General features: G+C 56.8%; 18 protein-coding genes. 5 read left to right on the forward strand and 13 right to left on the reverse strand.

Annotated features, from left to right (window positions below):
* Nucleotides 1-65: 65 nt before the first annotated feature.
* Genes BM069_RS12030 through BM069_RS12040 form a run of 3 tightly spaced genes read left to right on the forward strand, consistent with a single transcriptional unit; the run spans nucleotide 66 to nucleotide 2,714 of the window.
* Nucleotides 66-1,031 (forward strand): hypothetical protein, encoded by a 966-nt coding sequence (locus BM069_RS12030; protein WP_139216191.1) that lies wholly within the window; start codon nucleotides 66-68, stop codon nucleotides 1,029-1,031.
* 34 nt (nucleotides 1,032-1,065) lie between these two features.
* Nucleotides 1,066-2,010 carry a beta-1,6-N-acetylglucosaminyltransferase gene (locus BM069_RS12035; protein WP_139216192.1) on the forward strand — a complete coding sequence of 315 codons (945 nt, stop codon included), beginning with the start codon at nucleotides 1,066-1,068 and terminating at the stop codon, nucleotides 2,008-2,010.
* The gene (locus tag BM069_RS12040) at nucleotides 2,010-2,714 is read left to right on the forward strand and encodes a sulfotransferase family protein (RefSeq protein ID WP_093323989.1); all 705 of its coding nucleotides are present in this window, start codon (nucleotides 2,010-2,012) and stop codon (nucleotides 2,712-2,714) included. The genes BM069_RS12035 and BM069_RS12040 overlap by 1 nt, the downstream gene beginning before the upstream one ends.
* Nucleotides 2,715-2,717: 3 nt before the next feature.
* On the opposite strand, the gene BM069_RS12045 is transcribed toward BM069_RS12040, so the two are convergent.
* Both BM069_RS12045 and BM069_RS12050 read right to left on the reverse strand, forming a co-directional pair.
* Entirely contained in the window at nucleotides 2,718-3,308 is a 591-nt protein-coding gene (locus BM069_RS12045) for a hypothetical protein (protein WP_244503607.1), read from the reverse strand.
* A 143-nt stretch (nucleotides 3,309-3,451) separates the two neighbouring features.
* Nucleotides 3,452-6,652: a glycosyltransferase gene (locus tag BM069_RS12050; protein ID WP_093323992.1), complete on the reverse strand. Its 3,201-nt coding sequence runs from the start codon at nucleotides 6,650-6,652 to the stop codon at nucleotides 3,452-3,454.
* A 304-nt stretch (nucleotides 6,653-6,956) separates the two neighbouring features.
* Between BM069_RS12050 and BM069_RS12055 the strand changes: the two genes are divergently transcribed.
* Complete coding sequence (locus BM069_RS12055; RefSeq protein ID WP_244503612.1) at nucleotides 6,957-8,375, forward strand: mannose-1-phosphate guanylyltransferase/mannose-6-phosphate isomerase; 1,419 nt, start codon at nucleotides 6,957-6,959, stop codon at nucleotides 8,373-8,375.
* A gap of 21 nt (nucleotides 8,376-8,396) precedes the next feature.
* On the opposite strand, the gene BM069_RS12060 is transcribed toward BM069_RS12055, so the two are convergent.
* The 4 genes from BM069_RS12060 to BM069_RS12075 form a co-directional block, all read right to left on the reverse strand.
* A complete protein-coding gene (locus tag BM069_RS12060) occupies nucleotides 8,397-9,611 on the reverse strand; it encodes a type II secretion system F family protein (RefSeq protein WP_093323995.1) in 1,215 nt (404 codons plus the stop codon).
* Nucleotides 9,608-11,122 (reverse strand): GspE/PulE family protein, encoded by a 1,515-nt coding sequence (locus BM069_RS12065; protein WP_093323996.1) that lies wholly within the window; start codon nucleotides 11,120-11,122, stop codon nucleotides 9,608-9,610. The genes BM069_RS12060 and BM069_RS12065 overlap by 4 nt, the downstream gene beginning before the upstream one ends.
* Nucleotides 11,064-13,001, reverse strand: a complete 1,938-nt coding sequence (locus BM069_RS12070) for a secretin N-terminal domain-containing protein (protein WP_093323997.1) — start codon at nucleotides 12,999-13,001, stop codon at nucleotides 11,064-11,066. Before BM069_RS12070 ends, BM069_RS12065 begins: the two co-directional genes overlap by 59 nt.
* A 238-nt stretch (nucleotides 13,002-13,239) precedes the next feature.
* Nucleotides 13,240-13,728 (reverse strand): type II secretion system protein N, encoded by a 489-nt coding sequence (locus BM069_RS12075; protein WP_093323999.1) that lies wholly within the window; start codon nucleotides 13,726-13,728, stop codon nucleotides 13,240-13,242.
* Between the two features lie 136 nt (nucleotides 13,729-13,864).
* Here BM069_RS12075 and BM069_RS12080 point away from each other — a divergent pair, with 136 nt between their 5' ends.
* On the forward strand, nucleotides 13,865-14,398 hold the full coding sequence (locus BM069_RS12080; protein ID WP_139216194.1) for an outer membrane protein assembly factor BamD: 534 nt from the start codon (nucleotides 13,865-13,867) through the stop codon (nucleotides 14,396-14,398).
* Between the two features lie 9 nt (nucleotides 14,399-14,407).
* Here BM069_RS12080 and gspM read toward each other — a convergent pair whose 3' ends face one another.
* From gspM to gspG, 7 genes are read right to left on the reverse strand one after another with little or no spacing between them, the layout of a single operon-like run.
* Nucleotides 14,408-14,899 (reverse strand): type II secretion system protein GspM, encoded by a 492-nt coding sequence (gspM, locus tag BM069_RS12085; RefSeq protein WP_093324002.1) that lies wholly within the window; start codon nucleotides 14,897-14,899, stop codon nucleotides 14,408-14,410.
* Nucleotides 14,896-16,029, reverse strand: coding sequence for a type II secretion system protein GspL (gene gspL / locus BM069_RS12090; RefSeq protein ID WP_093324003.1), 1,134 nt, complete (start codon nucleotides 16,027-16,029; stop codon nucleotides 14,896-14,898). Before gspL ends, gspM begins: the two co-directional genes overlap by 4 nt.
* Complete coding sequence (locus tag BM069_RS12095; protein ID WP_093324005.1) at nucleotides 16,026-16,928, reverse strand: type II secretion system minor pseudopilin; 903 nt, start codon at nucleotides 16,926-16,928, stop codon at nucleotides 16,026-16,028. The genes gspL and BM069_RS12095 overlap by 4 nt, the downstream gene beginning before the upstream one ends.
* Nucleotides 16,925-17,584 carry a type II secretion system protein GspJ gene (locus tag BM069_RS12100; protein ID WP_093324006.1) on the reverse strand — a complete coding sequence of 220 codons (660 nt, stop codon included), beginning with the start codon at nucleotides 17,582-17,584 and terminating at the stop codon, nucleotides 16,925-16,927. Before BM069_RS12100 ends, BM069_RS12095 begins: the two co-directional genes overlap by 4 nt.
* Nucleotides 17,581-17,976 (reverse strand): type II secretion system protein, encoded by a 396-nt coding sequence (locus tag BM069_RS12105; protein ID WP_093324008.1) that lies wholly within the window; start codon nucleotides 17,974-17,976, stop codon nucleotides 17,581-17,583. The genes BM069_RS12100 and BM069_RS12105 overlap by 4 nt, the downstream gene beginning before the upstream one ends.
* The gene (locus BM069_RS12110) at nucleotides 17,961-18,422 is read right to left on the reverse strand and encodes a prepilin-type N-terminal cleavage/methylation domain-containing protein (protein WP_212611539.1); all 462 of its coding nucleotides are present in this window, start codon (nucleotides 18,420-18,422) and stop codon (nucleotides 17,961-17,963) included. Before BM069_RS12110 ends, BM069_RS12105 begins: the two co-directional genes overlap by 16 nt.
* Nucleotides 18,419-18,871, reverse strand: coding sequence for a type II secretion system major pseudopilin GspG (gene gspG / locus BM069_RS12115; protein ID WP_093324150.1), 453 nt, complete (start codon nucleotides 18,869-18,871; stop codon nucleotides 18,419-18,421). Before gspG ends, BM069_RS12110 begins: the two co-directional genes overlap by 4 nt.
* Nucleotides 18,872-18,963 lie beyond the last annotated feature (92 nt).

Genomic DNA, 18,963 nt, shown 5'->3' on the forward strand with positions numbered 1-18,963 from the left:
CATAGCATTGGGCAACTGGCACTGAACCGTCGAATTGTCCCGTGAAAAGAACAAGGACGGCCGAAGTGACTTTCGAGAACGTGATTTTACATATCGGTCGCCACAAGTCCGGAACGTCCTCGCTTCAGCATTGGTTGGCGCTTAGTCGGGGGAGACTTTCTGAGGTTGGGGTCTTGTATCCGCACACCGGCGCACCAAACCGGATTGCACATCATCGCATAGCGGGTGCACTTCGGGAAAAGGCGTTTGGTGATGTGGTCCGGCTGGTTGAAGGTATCCGGCAGGAGCAAGCCGGAGAAGACACACTTCTACTGTCCAGTGAAGCCTTTCAGAACTTAGACGACATGGACGGTCTGCAATACATGTTGGCACATTTGGGTGCGCAGAAAGTGACCGTGATCTGCTATGTGCGGGAGCATTTGGATTATGCGGTTTCAGCCTATCGTCAAATGATACAGGCACAGTCCAAGTCGCCAAGTTTTTCCAAATACTGCTATCGGTTTCAGGGCATGACACCTTTCTTTGAGAGGTGGCGCTCGGTTGGGGATCTGCATCTTGCGTGGTATCACCGCGACCTTTTGAAGAACGGCGATATTATTGAGGATTTCTGCGAACGGGCTGGGTTGCCGTTTCAGGAAAGAAACCTTGAGGATCGAAATCCCTCCATTGGCGGTAATCTTCTGGTCTACAAGTTGTTTTCAAATCGGATGAAGGTTGAGGGACTGAAGTACGAAGCATTGCGTAAACTGGCCTTGGAAGAGCCAAGTTTTCGGGCGCCGTTTTTTGTGCCGGATGAGGCCGCAGCCGAGCTTCGTGCGCAAAGTCGGTATAATGCTACGGTTGAAGCCGAACTTGGCGCTGCGCCGGTCCGGTCGTGGGAATGCCACAAGCCGTTGCCGGATCTTGAAACGCTTGAAGGTGATTTTGACCGTATTTCAGTGGCCACCGGAACAAAATTTGATTCTGATATGCTGACCAAAGCCGGACGGTCGCATCGTGTGTTTAGCCTGACTCCGGAGCTGGCCAAGTGACTCTACAAAGCGCAATCGAGTGGGGGCGGGCCCTGTGACGACGTTGTTTGCCATTCAGGCCCACGGAGATATGCCTCAGATAGCGCCTTTGGTGGATGCGCTGGCAGGGCCCCGTTCGCGGTTTCTCGTGACCTTGGATAGCCCTGAGGAAACCGTGGCCCGAATTGGAAAACAGTTAAGGGCGTACAGCACATGGGATGTGGTCGATGTGGCGCAGTCGCGACCTGTAAGTTGGGGCGGCGGGTCATTGACGCAGGCGATGTTTGACGTGCTGAAGCGTGCGATGGACATTCCGGAATGGGATTGGATCGTGAATTTGAGCGCCCATTGCATGCCGTTGCGCTCGCCAGATCATTTAGCGCGCTTCTTGGAACGGGAGCATCGCGAAAAGGGGCGATTGGCGTTTTGCAATGCCTTTAACCTTAAGCGGGACTATGAGCCTTATGCGTGGAGTGACGCGCCGCTGGATCAAGAGCGGGCCTATGCGCGTATTGTGTTTCGCTGTGACGCCGAAATAGCGTCAGACATTGATGCCGGTCGGTTTGATCCGGCACGGGATGTGACCCATCGGCGCAAAGTCCGCTTCATGGAAGTCGGAAAAAACCTGTTCGAAGTGCATAGGATGCGTCCGAAGGAGGCTGCGCCAGTACGTCCTCCGCGGTTTGGCCGGCAATGGGTTGCGCTGCATCGTAGTCTGGTGGACCGGATCGTCACAGATCCGCGGACACAAACGGTATTGGACGACTTGATAACCTGCTTTATTTCGGATGAGAGCTTTTTTCAGGAACTTCTGATGACCGATTTTTTGGGCGTTTCGGATTTCGTTGCCGCGCGAAACCTGCATTTTCAGGGCGGCGGCGCGCGGCCTTTGGATGAGGCGCGTTTTCAGGACGCACTGGAATCGCCTGCGTTTTTTGCGCGCAAGGTTCCGGCAGATCAGTTTGAAGCCTATCTAAAAATTGCGAGAGACCATTGGTGATGACACCGTCGGAATTGTTCCAGAAAGCGCCGAACCGCTGGGCCTATGCTACTTGGATGGACGGGGATCGCGGGTACTTGTTTGTGGAAACACCTAAAGTGGCCTGTACCAAGGTGAAATGTACCCTTCAGGACATTTCGGGATATGCGCAGCCGCCCAATCAGACCAATATTCACTATCGCCGCAACGGGGAGTTTGTGGGCAGTGTGATGGACTATGTCGATCGTGTTGACGCCCTTTTGGCGCAAGAGAATTTTCTGAGCTTTTGTTTTGTGCGTCACCCCGAGAGCCGCATGAGGTCTGGATTTCGTGACAAGATCCAGAACTCTCCCGGCAAGTTCTGGCAGGTCTACCGTGATAGCATTCGCGCCAGATTTGGTCTGCAAGATGACGGCGACATCACCTTTGCCCACTTCGTTCGTTGGGTGCAGGAAACGCCTGATGGACAGCGTGATATTCACTGGCGGTCGCAAACAGCGCTGACAGCGCAGGGGGTTATTCCATATGACTTTATCGGACGTCAGGAGCATTTTGCGCGGGATTTTCGCAAAGTGCTCGAGATGTTGAATGTGCCTGATGCGGCAGAGCGCGCACAGGGGCGGGAGAATTCGTCAGATGCGGCCAGTTCGCGTGAGACCCCGCCGGAGTTGGTGGCTGTGATCGAAGACATCTATGCGGTGGATTATGAGACTTTCGGGTACTGACGCTCAGGTGCTCTGAAACCGATCCATTGCCGATTGCCACACCGCACGGTCATAGATGTTGGCTTCCAGTAAGCGACGGGTGAGATGGGGGTCTTCCTCGGATTCCGGTTTGGCTTGTGTGGTGTTGGCTTTGATGTTTTGAGCGACAAAATCCGGAAAGTGGGGAAGCATTTTGGCACGCAATCTCTGGAGGCTGCCGTTGAAGTCTTCGACCAGGCCAAGAACGGAGAGTTGATTCATACCGAGAATGGCGCGTTCCAGTTCCGGCGCTGGGCCTGGAACCAGAGAGGCGAGGCGTCCGGTCTGGAAATTGCGACATTGCCGATCGCCCTTGCGCGCAAGTCTGGCTTCGACGTAGCCCGCGAGATCGTGGTCCTTGGCGAGCTTGGCACCCCAGGTGTCGGCCACCTGTTTGCGTTCAAACCGATAAGCCGAACGGATGCGGGCCACCGGATCGCGCAGCAGCATCACCGAAATGATGTCCACGTTGGGTATGCGCGGCAACGGGCCGGAACCGGTGTGGGTGGAAAACACCACGGCCTCCGGTGTGTTTTCGATCCAATCCTGCAACGGGGCGGAATTGTCCCCACCCATGGGTGGAAACTCCTGTGTGACCCAGCGGTCGCCGAAATTCTTTTGGAAAATCCGGTCTAACGATGTGCCTGCATTTTTGAATAGATGATAGTGCAGGACGATCGTGCGTTTGGTCGGCATTTGTCTTTCTGTAATCCCCAAGCCTAGATGTGTTGGAACATATCAACACATTCAAACGCCGCGCGCATGTGTTCTTTGCCCGTTTCAAACGAGAATGTCTCTTTTATGTAGGCGCGGGAGTTCTCTGACATTGCCAGCCAGAGGTCATCGTCTTCGCACAAACGGCTTATGGCCACGGCCCAGTCCTCGGGGGTGCGGGCAATAAAGCAGTCGTGACCGTTGCGCAGGCCGATGCCTTCGGCAGCGGTTGGTGACAGTACGCACGGGATGCCGTGTGCCAGCGCGCTAAGCACTTTGCCTTTGATACCGGCGCCGGACAAAAGAGGGGCTACAAACACGCGATGCCGGTGGAATGCGTCGGCAATCTCGTCGACGAACCCGATGGGGGTCAGCATGTCAGAGGAGATATGATCGAGAGCGTCGCCCATGCCTGAGCCGTAGACAGATAGGTTGGCATTGGGCATTGCGGCACCAATGGCGGGCAGCACCTCTTGGGCGAACCATTCCAAACCTTCAACATTTGGATGGTGGCCAAAACTGCCGAGGAACGACAGGCCTGTACGGTTTTTCAGGCCGGGAATTTTTACAGGCACATCCACGACCCAAGGGCATTTGGCGACGGGAACTGCGCCTTCGAGGTGCGATGTGATCACAGCGTGTTCCGCATCATTGTAGGACAGGATCACATCCACATCGCGCATCACACGCAACTCTTTGTCGCGTATATCGCGCATTTGTTCGAGGTTGGTGTCTTGGCCATTGCTAAGAGCGCGGCGCAGTTCACGCAGGAAATGCAAATCCGCATTGTTAAAGAGGACTTTGGCATTGGGCGCGACACGGCGAATGATCGGCAAAGTTTCGTTGGCCACATAGTAGCGAGTAATGAAAAAGGCGTCGAAATCGGCGCCGAATTTCTCGAGGTATTCCGGCACAGACAGGAAGAACGGAGCGGTGATAACCTCAACGCCCATTTTTTGCAGCTCGTCCGTATAGCCGCCGAAATTGGCAAGGTTCTGAGGCAGGAACGTGACCTTGTAACCCAAAGACTGGACCAGTTTGATTTCCTGAATTGCCGCATATGATCCGGCATCCCTGTCTGGACGTGGAGTGGTGTAATCAATGAAAAGAACACGTCCGACGATGCCGCGATCTTTTTCAAGGTCAGGGCGGAAGCCTTCGTTCTGGCCGTGGGAGGCATAGGCTTTGACCCAGCGGCGCTTGAACTTTGGACGGTTCACCTCCTGATACCGTTTGTAGCCGGAGGTTACGTCAGTGCCCGAGGTCATGCCTTCGTAGTGGTAGACAATGGACGAGGGGATGAAGAAAGTTTTGTATCCGGCGTCGCGCACTTTGAACGAAAAATCGGTATCTTCGAAATACATGGGCTCAAGATAGCTCGACAGGCCTCCGACCTTGTCCCAGATTTTTCGGGTCGTCATCAGCGCCGCGCCGGACAGGTAGTCGACTTGACGGGCATAGCTGAATTGAGGAGCCCATGCATTCTGACGATTGCCATAGTTCCATGGATTGCCTGATCCCCAGACCATGCCCCCTGCGTCCTGGAGCTGTCCGTCGGGATAAAGCAGCTTGGAGCCGACCGCCCCCACATTGTCAAAGCGCGAAAAGCCGTCGATCAGCTGATCCAGCCAGCCAGAGGTGACTTCGACGTCATTGTTTAGCAGGACCACGTATTTGCCTTCAGCGGTCGCGACACCGGCGTTGCACGCTTTGATAAAGCGTTGCGGTTCTGCGTTGTGGATGACGCGAATACCGGAGACAAACGTTTCCAGCTCTGTGGTTTCATCGTTGGAGGCATCGTCGACCACAATCACTTCGAAAGAGGCCTTGTTGTGTGCAAGCAGCAAGCTGCAAAGGGCAAGATACGTCACTTCGATCTTGTTGTGGGCAGGAATGACAATGGAAACGTCAGGCTTGTCTACGACAGGGAAGTTGAGTGGCTTGAGGCTGACGTTGTCATACCCCGCTTCGAGCACCGACAATGCATAGGCGGCTTGTTGGCGGTCCGCGTCAGACGCGCAGGTTTTCAACAGAAGTTTGAGCGATTCATAGCGGTGTCGGGCCTGTGCCATCAGAGGCCCGCCGAAGGGGTATTTACCTTCGCGCAGGAGCACGTCGGTCGGAGTCAGGTGGCGCGGCAGCAGCGCATAGGTGGAAAAGAAGACCTGACTACCGGTTTCATCGCGCACTTCGACAAGTTTGTGAGTGCCATCCAGAAATTCATTTGGCACACGTACGAAGCTGGTTTCTGTACCGATATAGGCCCGTTCCGCCTGTTTTCCGTCAAGATAAATGGTGAATTCGCGCGCTTGGGTGCTGCGCAAATTCAGGCCCGCGCCATCGGCACCTTCCAAAGTGATTTCTACATCATCGCCTTTTAGAAGGGGTAGGCTTTGGCCTTGGGCGACAAGTTCCAGCGTGCTGTCGCGCATGATGCGATCCGGCAGTCGCGCCACCAGCCAATTGGGAGATTTGGCAGTCTCTGAACACTTTGCAAGGCGCCGGCTGACGACGAGTGGGTCTTTTTGTACGGCGCGGGCCACATGGGGGTTTGCGAGAAACAGAAAGGGTTCAATGGCGTGGTCTTCGTGAACGTATTTGTCAAATTCCAGCACAAGACGCAAAGTCACCGGCTTGTCATAGCGCGGTAGGGTGAAATTGATTTCCTGATACCCAACCGCGTGTTTCCCCCCCCGCCTGTCATTTGAGAATTTTTGTTCAAACAGCTTTGTGGTTCCGCCGGTATCGGAGTCTGTCACATTGACAATCAGGCGCCCGCACGCTCGGTGGGCGGCAACCCAGGCGCGGAATGCCATCTGGTGGCTGTGTGGAAAGCTCACATGCAACGGTGCAAGAATGGAATACTGGGCCGAGGTGTTGTGGTCAGTGACCATCAACTGCAGGGTTTCGCTGTTTTCGAGAGACCAGTCCTCGAGGTTGTTTACCCAGGCGGAGGGGTAGTCCTCGCCTTCGCCCGTTAGCGGGTTGATGAGTCTTGCAATGTGACCTTCTGAGAAATCCGGTCGGTATTCGACCGGAAAACTCATTTGGTTGTTGCCATTGAGATCCAGTGATTCAAAAGGCGTGTCACGCTGACCCTGGCGGATCGAAAGATGTTCCACTTTCGCGCCATTGCCGACATTGGCATAAATGGATCCTTCATAAAGAACGACTTGTTGGATACCTTGAGGCAACTCGGTCAGCATATATTTTTCCTTCGGCCACAACCAAACACACGGCTGTATATAAAAACCAATTTAATATTTCGAACAATCGTCAATGTAGCACATCACCGTGAGGCGAGGCTTGCTAAATTATTGCTTTTTCAGGTGGAATGTTTCATCTCTGAGGAAACAATGCAGGCTATGCATGAGTTCCGCCGTTGTCGGAAATTACAGAGTGGCTGCAAAGGGTGTGTGCTTTGCGTTAAAGTGAATAAATTAGGCCGTCAAAATTGTTTTTCCGCCTCAGCCTTCACGAGTAGGATTTCCTTTGAGTACCCCAAAAAAAATTACACCTGTGCTTCTTTCCGGAGGGTCCGGGACCCGTTTGTGGCCACTTAGTCGCAAAAGCTATCCCAAGCAGTTTTCACAACTATTGGGCGAAAACTCCTTGTTCCAGCGCTCTGCCGGGCGATTGAGCGGGGTTGATTTTGGAGCACCTATGGTGCTCACCAACTCGGATTTCCGGTTCATTGTGACCGAACAGCTTGCGGCAGTTGGCATTGATCCGAGCGCGATTTTGATTGAACCGGCAGGGCGCAATACGGCACCGGCAGTTCTCGCAGCGGCGCTTTGGCAGGCAAAAACCGATGCGGATGCGTTGATGCTGGTGGCGCCGTCAGATCACGAAATTCCGGATGCCGCGGCCTTCCGCGCCGCGGTCGCCGCTGGGGTGCCGGCTGCGTTTGAGGGTCGGTTGGTGACGTTCGGAATCAAGCCGAATCGGGCGGAGACGGGGTATGGTTATCTGGAGCTTGCCGAGAATCCGACCGATTTTGAGGCCCGTCCGCTGGCGCTGACGCGGTTTGTCGAAAAACCCGATTCGGTCCGTGCCGAGGAGATGCTGGCCGCAGGAAACTACCTTTGGAATGCGGGAATTTTCCTGTTCACCGCCAAGGCAATTATTGCGGCGTTTGAATCACATGCACCGGATCTTATCGCACCCGTTACGGCGGCCGTGGATAAGGGGAAGCCGGATCTTGGCTTTCTGCGGCTTGACCCCGATGCCTGGAACGGCGCGGAGGACGTTTCGATTGACTATGCGGTCATGGAGCGAGCTGAGAACCTGAGTGTGGTGCCGTTCAGCGCGGAATGGTCCGATCTTGGAGGCTGGGATGCTGTGTGGCGCGAAAGCGGGCCGGATGCGAATGGTGTGGCAACGCATGGGGCGGCGACAGCCATTGAGTGCGAAAATTCCTTGCTGCGCTCTGAGGATGAAGGGCTGGAGATTGTTGGCTTGGGGGTCCAAAACCTGATTGCCATCGCAATGCCGGATGCGGTTCTCGTGGCAGATGTGTCCCGCGCGCAGGATGTGAAACAGGCGGTCACGGCTTTGAAGAGCAAAGGGGCGCGACAGGCCACGGCCTTTCCCAAGGACCACCGCCCGTGGGGGTGGTTCGAAAGCCTAGTGATTGGCGATCGGTTTCAGGTGAAGCGTATTCACGTACATCCCGGTGCCGCCTTGAGTTTGCAAAGTCACCATCACCGCTCAGAGCATTGGATCGTGGTTGAAGGCACTGCGAAAGTGACCGTGGATGACGATGTGAAGCTCGTGAGCGAAAACGAGTCCGTTTATATTCCTCTGGGTGCAAAACACAGAATGGAGAACCCAGGTAAGGTGCCGATGGTTCTTATCGAGGTGCAGACCGGCTCGTATTTGGGTGAAGACGACATCATCCGTTTTGAAGACGTGTACGCTCGTCAGTAGATAAATTGGGTGGCGGGTGACTTAGCCCGCCACAACTGCCTGAAGGTCAAAGATCGGCAAGAGTACAGCCAGTACGACCAATAGCACAAAAGCACCAACCAGCATCATCAACATGGGCTCCAGCAGAGCAGCAATGCGTTTGCGTTCGGCAGTGAGATCGCTTTCCACGAGGATCGCGCTGCGTTCGGCCATCGGGGCAAGGCGGGCCGACATTTCCCCCGCGCCGATCAACTGACGGGCAACGGGCGGGATTATGGACAGCCGATCCAGCGCATCGGACAAGCTTGCGCCTTCCTGAAGTCCGGAAAGAACACTGTCTGCTTCTTTGCGAAATTGCACGATATCCAGAACGCGGGCGGCGTTTTCCACCGCTACTGGCACTGTCTGGCGGCTGCCAAGGACCAGCGCGAGTGTGCGCAGGTATTGCACGGCCGCTGCTCGTCGAATGAGGCGGCCGACAAGAGGCACTCGCAGGAGAAACCGGTCTCGCAAATTACGCAAAGTGGGATGCCTGTTTGAGGCGATCATTAATAGAATCAAAACACCAAAGGCAACGGCGAGGCCGGTAATATGATCGCGAATCCAGTCACTTACAGCCAGAACATGGCGGGTAAGAGGGGGGAGTGGTTGGCCGGAGATCTCGAACATCGCGACGATTTCCGGAGCAACGTTGATCATCAATATGGCGCAGACGAGAAACGAAACGACTGCAACAAACGCCGGATAGACAAGGGCGCTGACGATTTCGGCTTTTTCGTTGCCGAGGGTTTCAAGATGGCGGGCGAGTTCCTCGAACACAGCCGCAAGTTCGCCGGCGCTTTCGCCTGCGTGTATCGCGGCAGTCACGTAGGGGGGAAACCCTGCCCCTGCGCTGTCGAGGGATTCTGCCAATGTGCTGCCTTGCATAAGGCTGGCGCGGGTGCGCGTCGCAACTGTAGACAAGGCAGTCCCGTCGCCGGAGGTCCGGATGGCTTCCAGTGCGGATTCAAGAGGCATGTCAGCGGACAGTAAGACCGCCATTTGGCGGGTAAACACCGATTGCAGATCGGGGTTCAGCCGCGTGGTCCGACGCAGGCGGTCAGATAGGTTGGCCCGCTGGCGGGTGGCGTCGAGCTTTTCTACAAACAGACCTTGCGAGCGCAATCGTGCAGAGGCGTCGGCCTCGGTATCAGCTAGGATCAAGCCTTTTGTGCGGGCGCCCGCACTGTCGTAGGCGATATAGGAATAGGGTTTCATGCGCCATCGCCCACAACGCGCAGAGCTTCGGCAAGGGAGGTTTCGCCGGCGGCAACTTGCAAAAGGGCCTGACCAATCAAGGTCTGTTCTTCCGACAGCCCAAGGCGGGTCAATTCCATTTCCGATGCGCCGTTGTCGATGGCTGCGCGCAGGGTTTCGTCCACTTCGGTCATTTCAAAAATACCAACACGCCCAGCATATCCGGAATTGTTGCACGAAGCACACCCTTGGGGTGCGTGTATCACCGGAGGGGCAGACATCTGGTGGCGCAGAAAATGCGCGGCTTCATTCTGAGTTGGTGGGGCGGGTGTTGCACAAGAGGGGCACAGTCGGCGTAACAGGCGCTGGGCGACAACGCCACGCAAGGTGGCGGAAATCAAGAAATCGTCCAAGCCCAAATCGCGCAATCTCACGACCGCGCCGATCGACGAATTGGCGTGCAGCGAGGAAAAGACGAGGTGGCCGGTCAGGGCGGCCTGGGCGGCAACCGATGCGGTTTCGGTGTCGCGGATTTCGCCCACCAGGATCACATCGGGGTCTTGCCGCAAAGTGGCGCGCAGACCGGCGGCAAATGTCATGCCGATGTCGGAGTTGACTTGCGATTGGTTCACGCCGGGCAAATCATATTCCACGGGGTCCTCGACGGTGACGATGTTGCGTTCGTCACGGTTGGTGAGTTTGAGCAGTGAATATAGCGTGGTGGTTTTGCCTGATCCAGTTGGGCCGGTGGCGAGGATGATGCCGTTTGGCAATGCGGAAAGCCTTTCAAGCAAGGCAATCTGATCTTCGGTCAGGCCAAGTGCATCCAGATCCATCAAGCCTGTGGAACGATCGAGAATCCGCAAAACGATGCGTTCGCCATAACTGCCAGGCAGGGAGCTTACGCGGGTATCGATCAGGCGCCCGCCAAGGCGCAGAGGAATACGGCCGTCTTGGGGAAGGCGGGTTTCGGCAATGTCGAGCCCCGCCATAACCTTGAGGCGGCTGACAACGCGTCGAACGGGGACATCGTCGCGCTCCATAATTGTTTGCAAAAAGCCGTCGATGCGCATCCGCACCCGCAGACCGGTTTCAGAAGGTTCGAGATGCAGGTCCGAAGCCCGTGACAGTACCGCGCGCCGCAGAAGTTGATTTACGAGCTGAATGACAGGTGCGTCTTCGGCGTCCTCCAGCAAATCCCGCTGGCTGGCGGCACTTTTGCCTTCCTCTAGATCAAAGGAGAGGCCGTCATCCGGTGCGGTGGCGTTGTTGTCGGCTTGATAAATCCGCTCCAGTGCGCGGTCAAAGGCATCCTGCGCGAGCTGCGTGATGGTCAGCGGTTGGCCAGTGCGTCGACAAATTTCCCGCAAGCCAAGAACTGTGGCACGTGGGCCAACCAGCAGCGCCCCGTCTTCCCGGGTGACCTGATGGTCGCGGGCAAACGCGAAGGGAACATTGTTCGGTGCGGGCGTCTCAGCGGGTGATGGGGAGGCGGGCTGGGAGCGGCGGGAGGTTTCGGCTTTGGGCGACATCGTCGATGAATCCCGCTTCAAAAGGTTGGTTCAAATTGTTGCCGTCAAATGGCAGCGCCGCATTGGGCGTATTGGGGTAAAGATGACTGTCTGCGGGTTGCAAGGCAAGGCTGGCCTTGCGTGTGTCCTTGGCAACCTGCCGCGTGATACGTTGACCCTCGGCCTCGGAATTGATCACGCGGGGTCGGAGCATGACCAGCAGAACGGATTGGTTTTTTGTGGCGCTCTTGCCGCGGAACAGTCCCCCGATCAAAGGGGCTTTGGAGATTCCCGGCACCTTTTTGGAGGTTGCGCCGCTTTCGTTTTCGAGCAATCCGCCAAGCATAATCACGTTGCCGTCGCGCACCAGGACGGTGGTCGAGAGCGCGCGCCGCGCAGTGATTTCACCGCCTGCAGCAGAGGCTGTGCGGGTGAGATTGGAGACCTCTTGTTTGATCAGAAGACGCACAGTTTTGTCAGCGTTGATTTGTGGAGTGACATTCAGGGTTAGGCCGACGTCACGGCGTTCGATTGTTTGGAAGGGGTTTTCAGGGTTCGCACCGTCACCTGTGGAGGTATAGGACCCAGTTACAAAGGGCACGTTTTGGGCCACCACAATCTCGGCTTCCTGATTGTTGAGCGTCATGATCGATGGCGTCGAGAGCAGGCGGACGGAGCTGGTGGATGCGAGCGCGGAAATGAAGCCAAAGAAGGCATTGTCGCCGCTTTGATTGCCGCCGCCAATGACACCACCGTCGCCCGGATTGACCACCTCTCCGTTGACAGCGGCCGAGATCAGGCTGGTCAGGCTGGGACGGCCTTCGAGTGAGAACTGCACACCTCCGACAATCGCGTTGTTGATCACACCGGCGAACTGGCTGGAAAGATCGGAGTAGCCTTCGACGGAGAGCTCAAAGATCACAGCCTCGACGAGCACCTGTGTTGGGCGTCGATCCAGATGGCGCACCATGGCTGTGATGTCACGCATCATGTCCCGCGGGGCAGTGATCAGAAGTGTGTTGGTTTGTGGTTCCGGCACAATACGAACAAGTTGGCCTTGTTCCGTTTGGTCGGAGAAGCTGCGGAGAACGACGTCGGCAAGGGCAGCGGAGTCGGCGTAGTTCAATTGTTCCACAGCCGATGTTGTGACTGTGCCGCGTTGGTCGAGTTTGCTCACAAGGGCACGCACCGTGTCACGAACCTCATCCGGTCCGGACACAATCAGCGCATTGGAGCGGCGATCTACAGAAATTGTTGCTCCGCCACGCAAGAGCCCCATGTTTTCAACAACGCCCACCATTTCTGCGGCATTTGCGTTGCTGAGCCGGATCAATTCGATGGTGTCGTCTTTGGGTTGATCAAGACGCGCGATCAGTTTGGCGATACGGCGATGGTTTTTACCGCGGTCCGAGAGGATCAGCAAACCAGCACCGGGCACGGGGGTGATCACGGCTTCGGCCGGAAGAAGAGGACGGATCACAGTGATCACTTCGTCCAGAGAGATGTGGTGGATCTTGATGACGCGGGTTTCAAATCCGGCGCTGTCGCCGGGCAGCGAGGTGCCATCTGCAAGCTCTCGAGCCACAGTCATGGGCACAATTCGAGCCACAGAGCCACCATCCACGACGGTCAAACGGTTGAGTTCCAGAACACTGAGAAACACTTCGTACAGGGCGTCCGGTGCAAGGCCTTGCGGCGCAAGAACGGTCACTGTGCCACGCACTTGCGGGTCGAGAATGAAATTGCGTCCTGTCGCTTCGGATACAATCTGCACAAAGCTGCGCAAATCGGCGTCGCGCAGGTCTAATTCGACCTGAGCTTGCGATGACGTTGCGGTGACAAGCTGCGCCAAGATCAGGCCCATGGCCAAAGCCAGCGCGCGGATGGGGTGTCTCAACATGGTATCGTCCGCCCTCTTTGAGCGTGCCACCCCTGCTACAAACCGTCAAACAGCCGCCGAACACGTCGGGGCCTCGGTGGGTCTGTCGCGGGATGCTCTGCCCGTGCCTCATAGATAGTCGCCAGTTTTTGGCGTTGTTTTGTGGCAGTTTAGACAATTTTTAAGATTTTGTCGCCAGTGAAATTTCTGACGTTGCGGTGAACACAAGAGGTTGTGGCCAAATCCCCTCAGTTGGGGCTCATTGTTCTTCAAAGCCGAGGAGCGCGCGGGTTCCTGCGCGATCAACCCAAATGCCCTCTTGAGTGATGCTGATGATCTCGACGCCGTCGCTCAGGCTGTCGCCAACACGCACCAGGCGATCTCCGGTCGGGTGGCTTACTATGGCCCAGTCGCCTGTGCCGTCTTGGGCATCGGTGCGCACCATTCCTTTGAGTGTGTAGCCGAGACTTTCAATTGGTGGCATCGGAGGGGGTGGCGGCAGCGCGGCGCGGGGGGGCGTCGGAAGTGTCGGAGGTTGCTTTTCTTCTTTGATCTCTTCGCCAAAAACAGCGGGCCACTGACGCGGCGGTTGTGGTTCGTCGCGACGGGTCTGTTGCAGAGCAGATGATTGGGCAGCGCGCGTTTCGGTCGGCGGAAGCGGAGTGGTCATCGCCGACCGGAGTTCCAATCCTGCCAAGATGAGCCCGGCAAAAGCAATCAGGGTTGCAAAAAAGGCTAGCAAACGCATGAGAGACTCATGTCTTGTCGTGAAGAGAGCCGCTTGGCGTTGATCGTAGGCATGGGCGGCGATGAACCTTTCGAGAATGTGGACGCGGGCGTGCGCTTCATGGTAGGGTTTTTGCAAAGAATATAAAGAGCATGTGATGCAGGCAGGATCATTTTTCAGAACCGCTATGGCTGGCGTGTGCCTGAGCCTTGTTGTGGCATGTGGCGGTGATGGCAACTTTGGCGGGTCTTTTAGCGAAGGCAACAGTTTTGCCTCGCGGTACGCGGCGGCGCGTAATGCGCTTGAAGCCGGAAAATATGATCGCGCAAACAGTATTTATGCGGACCTTCTGGAAGTTGCTGGCGCGGATGAGCCCGGCGTGCGGCTGGAGTATGCGCACAGTCTGTTACGGGCGGGTGACTATGCCGAGGCCCGAAATCAGGCGCGTTTCATCGCGCAGGGCAGCGAAGGTGCAATGCGCGCGTCAGCGCTATATGTGCAAGGTACGGCGCAAGATGAGCTTGGCCGTGACGCTGTGCAAGCCGGTGACAATGCGTCGGCCAAGGCACATTTCAGCGGCGCGGCTGCAGCTCTCGGAGAGGCATTGAAGTTGCAACCGGATCTTGATCCAGTTGGCGCGATGGCTGGCCGGTTGAAGGAAATTCAAATCCGGCTGAAATCTTTAGCTTAGTAGTTGGTCTCAGCCGCGCGGTGTGAGAGTCAAATCCGCGGAAACCACGCCGGCGACGGGTGTGCGCTCAAATCTGAATTTGGAAATTTCGTATCCCCAAATGGGATCGCTATCAGACAGCCAAAGGATCAGGCGCGCGAATTCGACTCTGTCAAAGCGCAGCGACAACCGACCGTCACCGAGATCCGATAACCCCGAAAGCGCGTCACGTAAATCAACCGATATCAGACGCTGTTCCACGCCGGATGCGCCGATGGCCGGAGGGGATTTTTCCGGCGCAGTAACGCGCAGTAGAGCATTTTCCGTCGCACGGTCGCTGACCCATGCGTCAAGGGCGCGGGCATTTTGCAACGCGGCGAGAGCGTCAGCGCGCGCCTGAACAAGAGGGCCAAGCCAAGTAAGCCAAAGCGCGAGCGGCAAGACCACGGCGATCAGAAACGCAATGAGCCCGCGTTCACGGGCCGAGAGGCGACCGAGAAGGTCAATTAGACGGTCGGTCATGCGCCTCCCTCCAATCTAAGTTCCAATGTCACACCGGCGCGGTCACTCACAGCTTCGGAGCGCAAAACATCGACAGTCAAGCCAGCGCCTTGAAGGGCCGTAACCAACGCTTCTCCGGTGGCAAAGTCGGACACTTCGAGAAGCAGGCGCAGCCCGTCCTCATCGCGATATTCGGCGCGTTCCGGAGTGATGCCGGGACCGGTAATCAGGTCGACAGATTCACCAAACAGCGCCAAAGGCGGCAACCCCTCGTCGCTGGTTAAGGCGGCCTTTCGGGCATCTGACAAAGCGCGGGTGACTTGAGCGCGAATGTCCAGAACCGGTCCTGCAGGCACAAATTGTGTGCGCACCGTGTTCATCGTTTGTAACTGTACGGCGCGCCGTTCTGTTTCTAAGGCTTCGACGGAAATCATTAGAGACGCCGCCCAGAGCCCGGTTGCGATCATGGCAACCAAAGCGGGCCAACGCCACGGCAATACCGAACGCCGCAGGCGCGCACGGGTGGCGAATGGATCTCGGCGAAGATCCAGCGCACGTTCACCATGGCCAAATACTTTGGCACCAACCTCAGCGGCTGTTTCTGTCGTCGAAATATCGGATCCCTCAAACAGTGCCTTAATAGACTCTATTTTTGGGCCAATCCAAAGGACCGATTTTGGCGGCAAACCTTCCGACAAATCCCGTTCGAGCATCAGCTGTGTTAGCTGTGCGTCTGCCGCAAAACCATCTTGCGGGCCAAGGCGAACCAATACGCGGTCTGCGTCGGGGTCGGCTTGCAACGTCCAAACGCCTTCCGTTGTGGGCAGCGCGAGATAGTCGGGCAACACGGTGCAATTTGGCGGCGCCGAAGCAATCCATTGCGCGATTTGGTCACGGTCGGCCACAAGGGCGTGGGACCAGGAACTGTCGGCACCCCCGAGAAAAAATGGCCTGATTTCAGCAGTGTTAGTGTCTAATCCGGCGCTATCAGCCAGCTGCCGTCTTGCGACTTGTTCGCGGGTACTTCCGCGCAGGCTGGAAGGTAAGTCGACCGGCAGCACAGGAATTAGTTCCCCAGGTACAAGGGCCACCCCGTCGGGGCCTGTGGTCATCTTGTTGCCGGTCTGCTTCATCATCATGCCTTGTGTCATGGCTGCTCTGTCAAACGATAGGCCACGCGTGGCGCGAGCGGAAGCGGGGGGCGTTCAAAGAGAGTGAAGCGTGTTACGCTGCGGCCACTGCCGTTCTCGGCGACGAGGCGCACGGCGACCCAATTTGTGGAAACGGAAAATCGGCTTTCGTCAATAGCCGGGGTCGCATCCATGCCGCCAGCGGCGATAACGCGGGACCGGAAATCTTCGAGCGAGGTTATTGGATTGCGTTCGCGGTCAAAGATGATCTTGGACAATCCACCTCGTGGCACCTCAGGGAGCAGAGCGCCCAGAACGTCTTTTTGAACTGTGTTCACATTGACGCGGCTGTCCCCAGGCAAAGCGATGATATGCGGTGCGAGTTTCAGAAAGTCGCTTTCGGGGAGCGTTGGCATGGTTTGAAGTTGTCGCACCATCAAAACAGGTCCGCCAATCGGGGAAATCGGTGGCACGCGGTTTTGGTAGCCGGACGGATTTGAATTGATTTTCATGAAACGTACGATGTCCTCACCGCGGGACACCGGCAAGCCGACACGCTGGATAAGCCGGTGAAACGCAGCACGACCGGCGGTGTCTTCGGGATTGGACAGCCAGTTGATGTTAAAGCGGCCTTGCAGGTCCACTGGTTCGATTGTGAGTAAGCTGTTGTCCAACGGCGCCTCAAATGTTCGCGCCCATCTGTCCGTTGCATGATCAAACGAGCGAACGTCCCGCATCAGGGCAGTCCGCATCATGGCCTCGCCACCATCCAAAACAAGCCGCAGTCGTGTTGCGTCCTGTTCGACCAGACGGCGTGCGTGACCCTCTCCCGCCCGCGACAGCAATAAAACGGCAACGGCGGACAGTGCAGCCACTAGGATCAGCGCATTCACCAAAACAAATCCACGGGGCGCACTCATTGTAGCACCTCCACGAGTGTGAATTCGCCAAAGTCGCGTGTCTGAAGTGTGACTTCGATGGCGATTGGAAGTTGATCCGAATACGCGCTGGAGGCAATCGGGCCGAGATCGCTGTCTTGGGCGGGGCCTGAGTTATTGGCGGTCGGATTTGGGTCGTTTGTGCCGCCAACCCATTCCTGTCCCGCCCAGAATGTGCGTATGGCCAAGCCGGTGACTCCGGTAAGGACAGGCACGTCGGGACTTTTTGATGTGGCGCTGGCTGGCGATAGCACTGGCCAGAAGCTGCGGGAAAGTGTGCCGTCAGAAGCAAGTTGCCAATCAACACGGTGAAAGCCGAGCGCGTTGATGGGTGGCAGATCGACCTGACCCGATACTGACAGCTGAAAACCGGTTGCAGATGCGGTGAGTGCCGAGCGCGGCCCGGCGTCACCTGGGGGATCAAATCGCATAGGGGTGGCGTTGGTCAGATCCGCACGCAACAAGGCAAGCGCGCGCGACAGGTCACCGGTTTCCGTTGAGGCGATCTCTAATCGGTCTCGTATGCGCAAAGTGCCCGTCAGAAGTTGCAGACCCATCACCGCCACAAGCGCAAAAAGCGCCATGGCTACGACCAGTTCCAGCAGCGATAGGCCGGTATCGCGTGGGGGATGTGTCATTGTCCCGGCCTTGCATTTGATGCCGCGATCCAAGTGATACGCAATGCCCCCGGACCGCCTGCGCCGTCGACGACGCGCGCGCGAATTGTGGCTTCGGTGAACCCGCCTTCGGTTGGTTGCAAATCTTGCGTGACCGCAAACCGCAATCCCCCCATGTTCACTTCGGCGGGCAAACCCCCAATCGGCAGGCGAAGTTCTTCGGCGCGGTTGTCCGCCACGACGCCGGCCAACAGGCGAGCGCGTTCTTGCATGATGCCGGTGCCGGATTGATCAACGGCCGACAGCACCGCAAGCGTGCCAAGCGCCATGACAAAAATTGCCACAATCAGTTCAAGCAATGTCAGGCCCTCATCGACGCTTTGGGCAATGTTAGAGTCTAATCTTTTGTACATTCCACCCCCAACCATCCGTCGCTTTTGCAAACCGCGCTCCTTGAACCAGAGCCAAAGAAGATAAGGTCAAACGACGTTGTTTGCCCATTTGGAAGAAAGATAATTTCAGGTGCATCAAGGGCTCTGAGTGCGCTGGCCGGTGTTTTGGTCCGAAAATCTGCGCGTCCCTGAAAGCGGATTGATTGGCGGGAGGTTTGCCATCCGTCGGCTGTCAGTTTCATCAAGGCCATGTCGCGCGACGTGAGGCGCAATCCCTGTTGTGTCTGACCGTGGATGGCAAGTGTTCGGGTTCGTTCAAACATCGACGCAAACCGAGCTGCATCTGCGGGTGCTTGGCTGCCGCCGTCACGCAGAGGCAATGAAACTCCAATTGCCAGCACCGACAGCACGGCGACCACCACCAGAAGTTCTATGAGGCTGACACCCGTGTCAGCGCCGGGTTTCACTGTGACAGGGTCCATGACCCGATGTCGGAGTCCGCTCCCGATCCGCCTGGTGCCCCGTCTGCGCCATAGGAGAACACATCAAAGTCGCCGTGAACGCCAGGTGAGAGATATTGATAAGCGGTGCCCCAAGGATCCACAGGTAGCCGGTCCATATAGCCGCCTGTGGCCCAGTTCTGGGCCTGTGGTTCGCTGGTGGGCGCAGTCACCAAAGCTGCGAGGCCTTGTTCCGTTGTCGGGTAGCGGAAATTATCGAGCCGGTAGAGGTTCACCGCGCTGGCAATGGCGGCAATGTCAGCTTGCGCCCGAGCGGCGCGTGCCTGATCAGGACGATCAATGACTCGCGGCACGATTACCAACGCAAGAACGGACAGGATCACGACAACGACCATCAGTTCCAACAGCGAAAAGCCGGCGTCTTGCGCGTTGGTACGCTTTTCTGAGTTGTGCATGTCTTGTCCCGTCCGGTCCCACCCAAGGTTGGCGGTATCATAGGCGCGCTCGAGGCGCGCTGGCAATTGGCAAACGCGCAAAGCCTGCGTAG

It is taken from the genome of Shimia haliotis (assembly GCF_900114415.1).
GTDB lineage: Bacteria > Pseudomonadota > Alphaproteobacteria > Rhodobacterales > Rhodobacteraceae > Shimia > Shimia haliotis.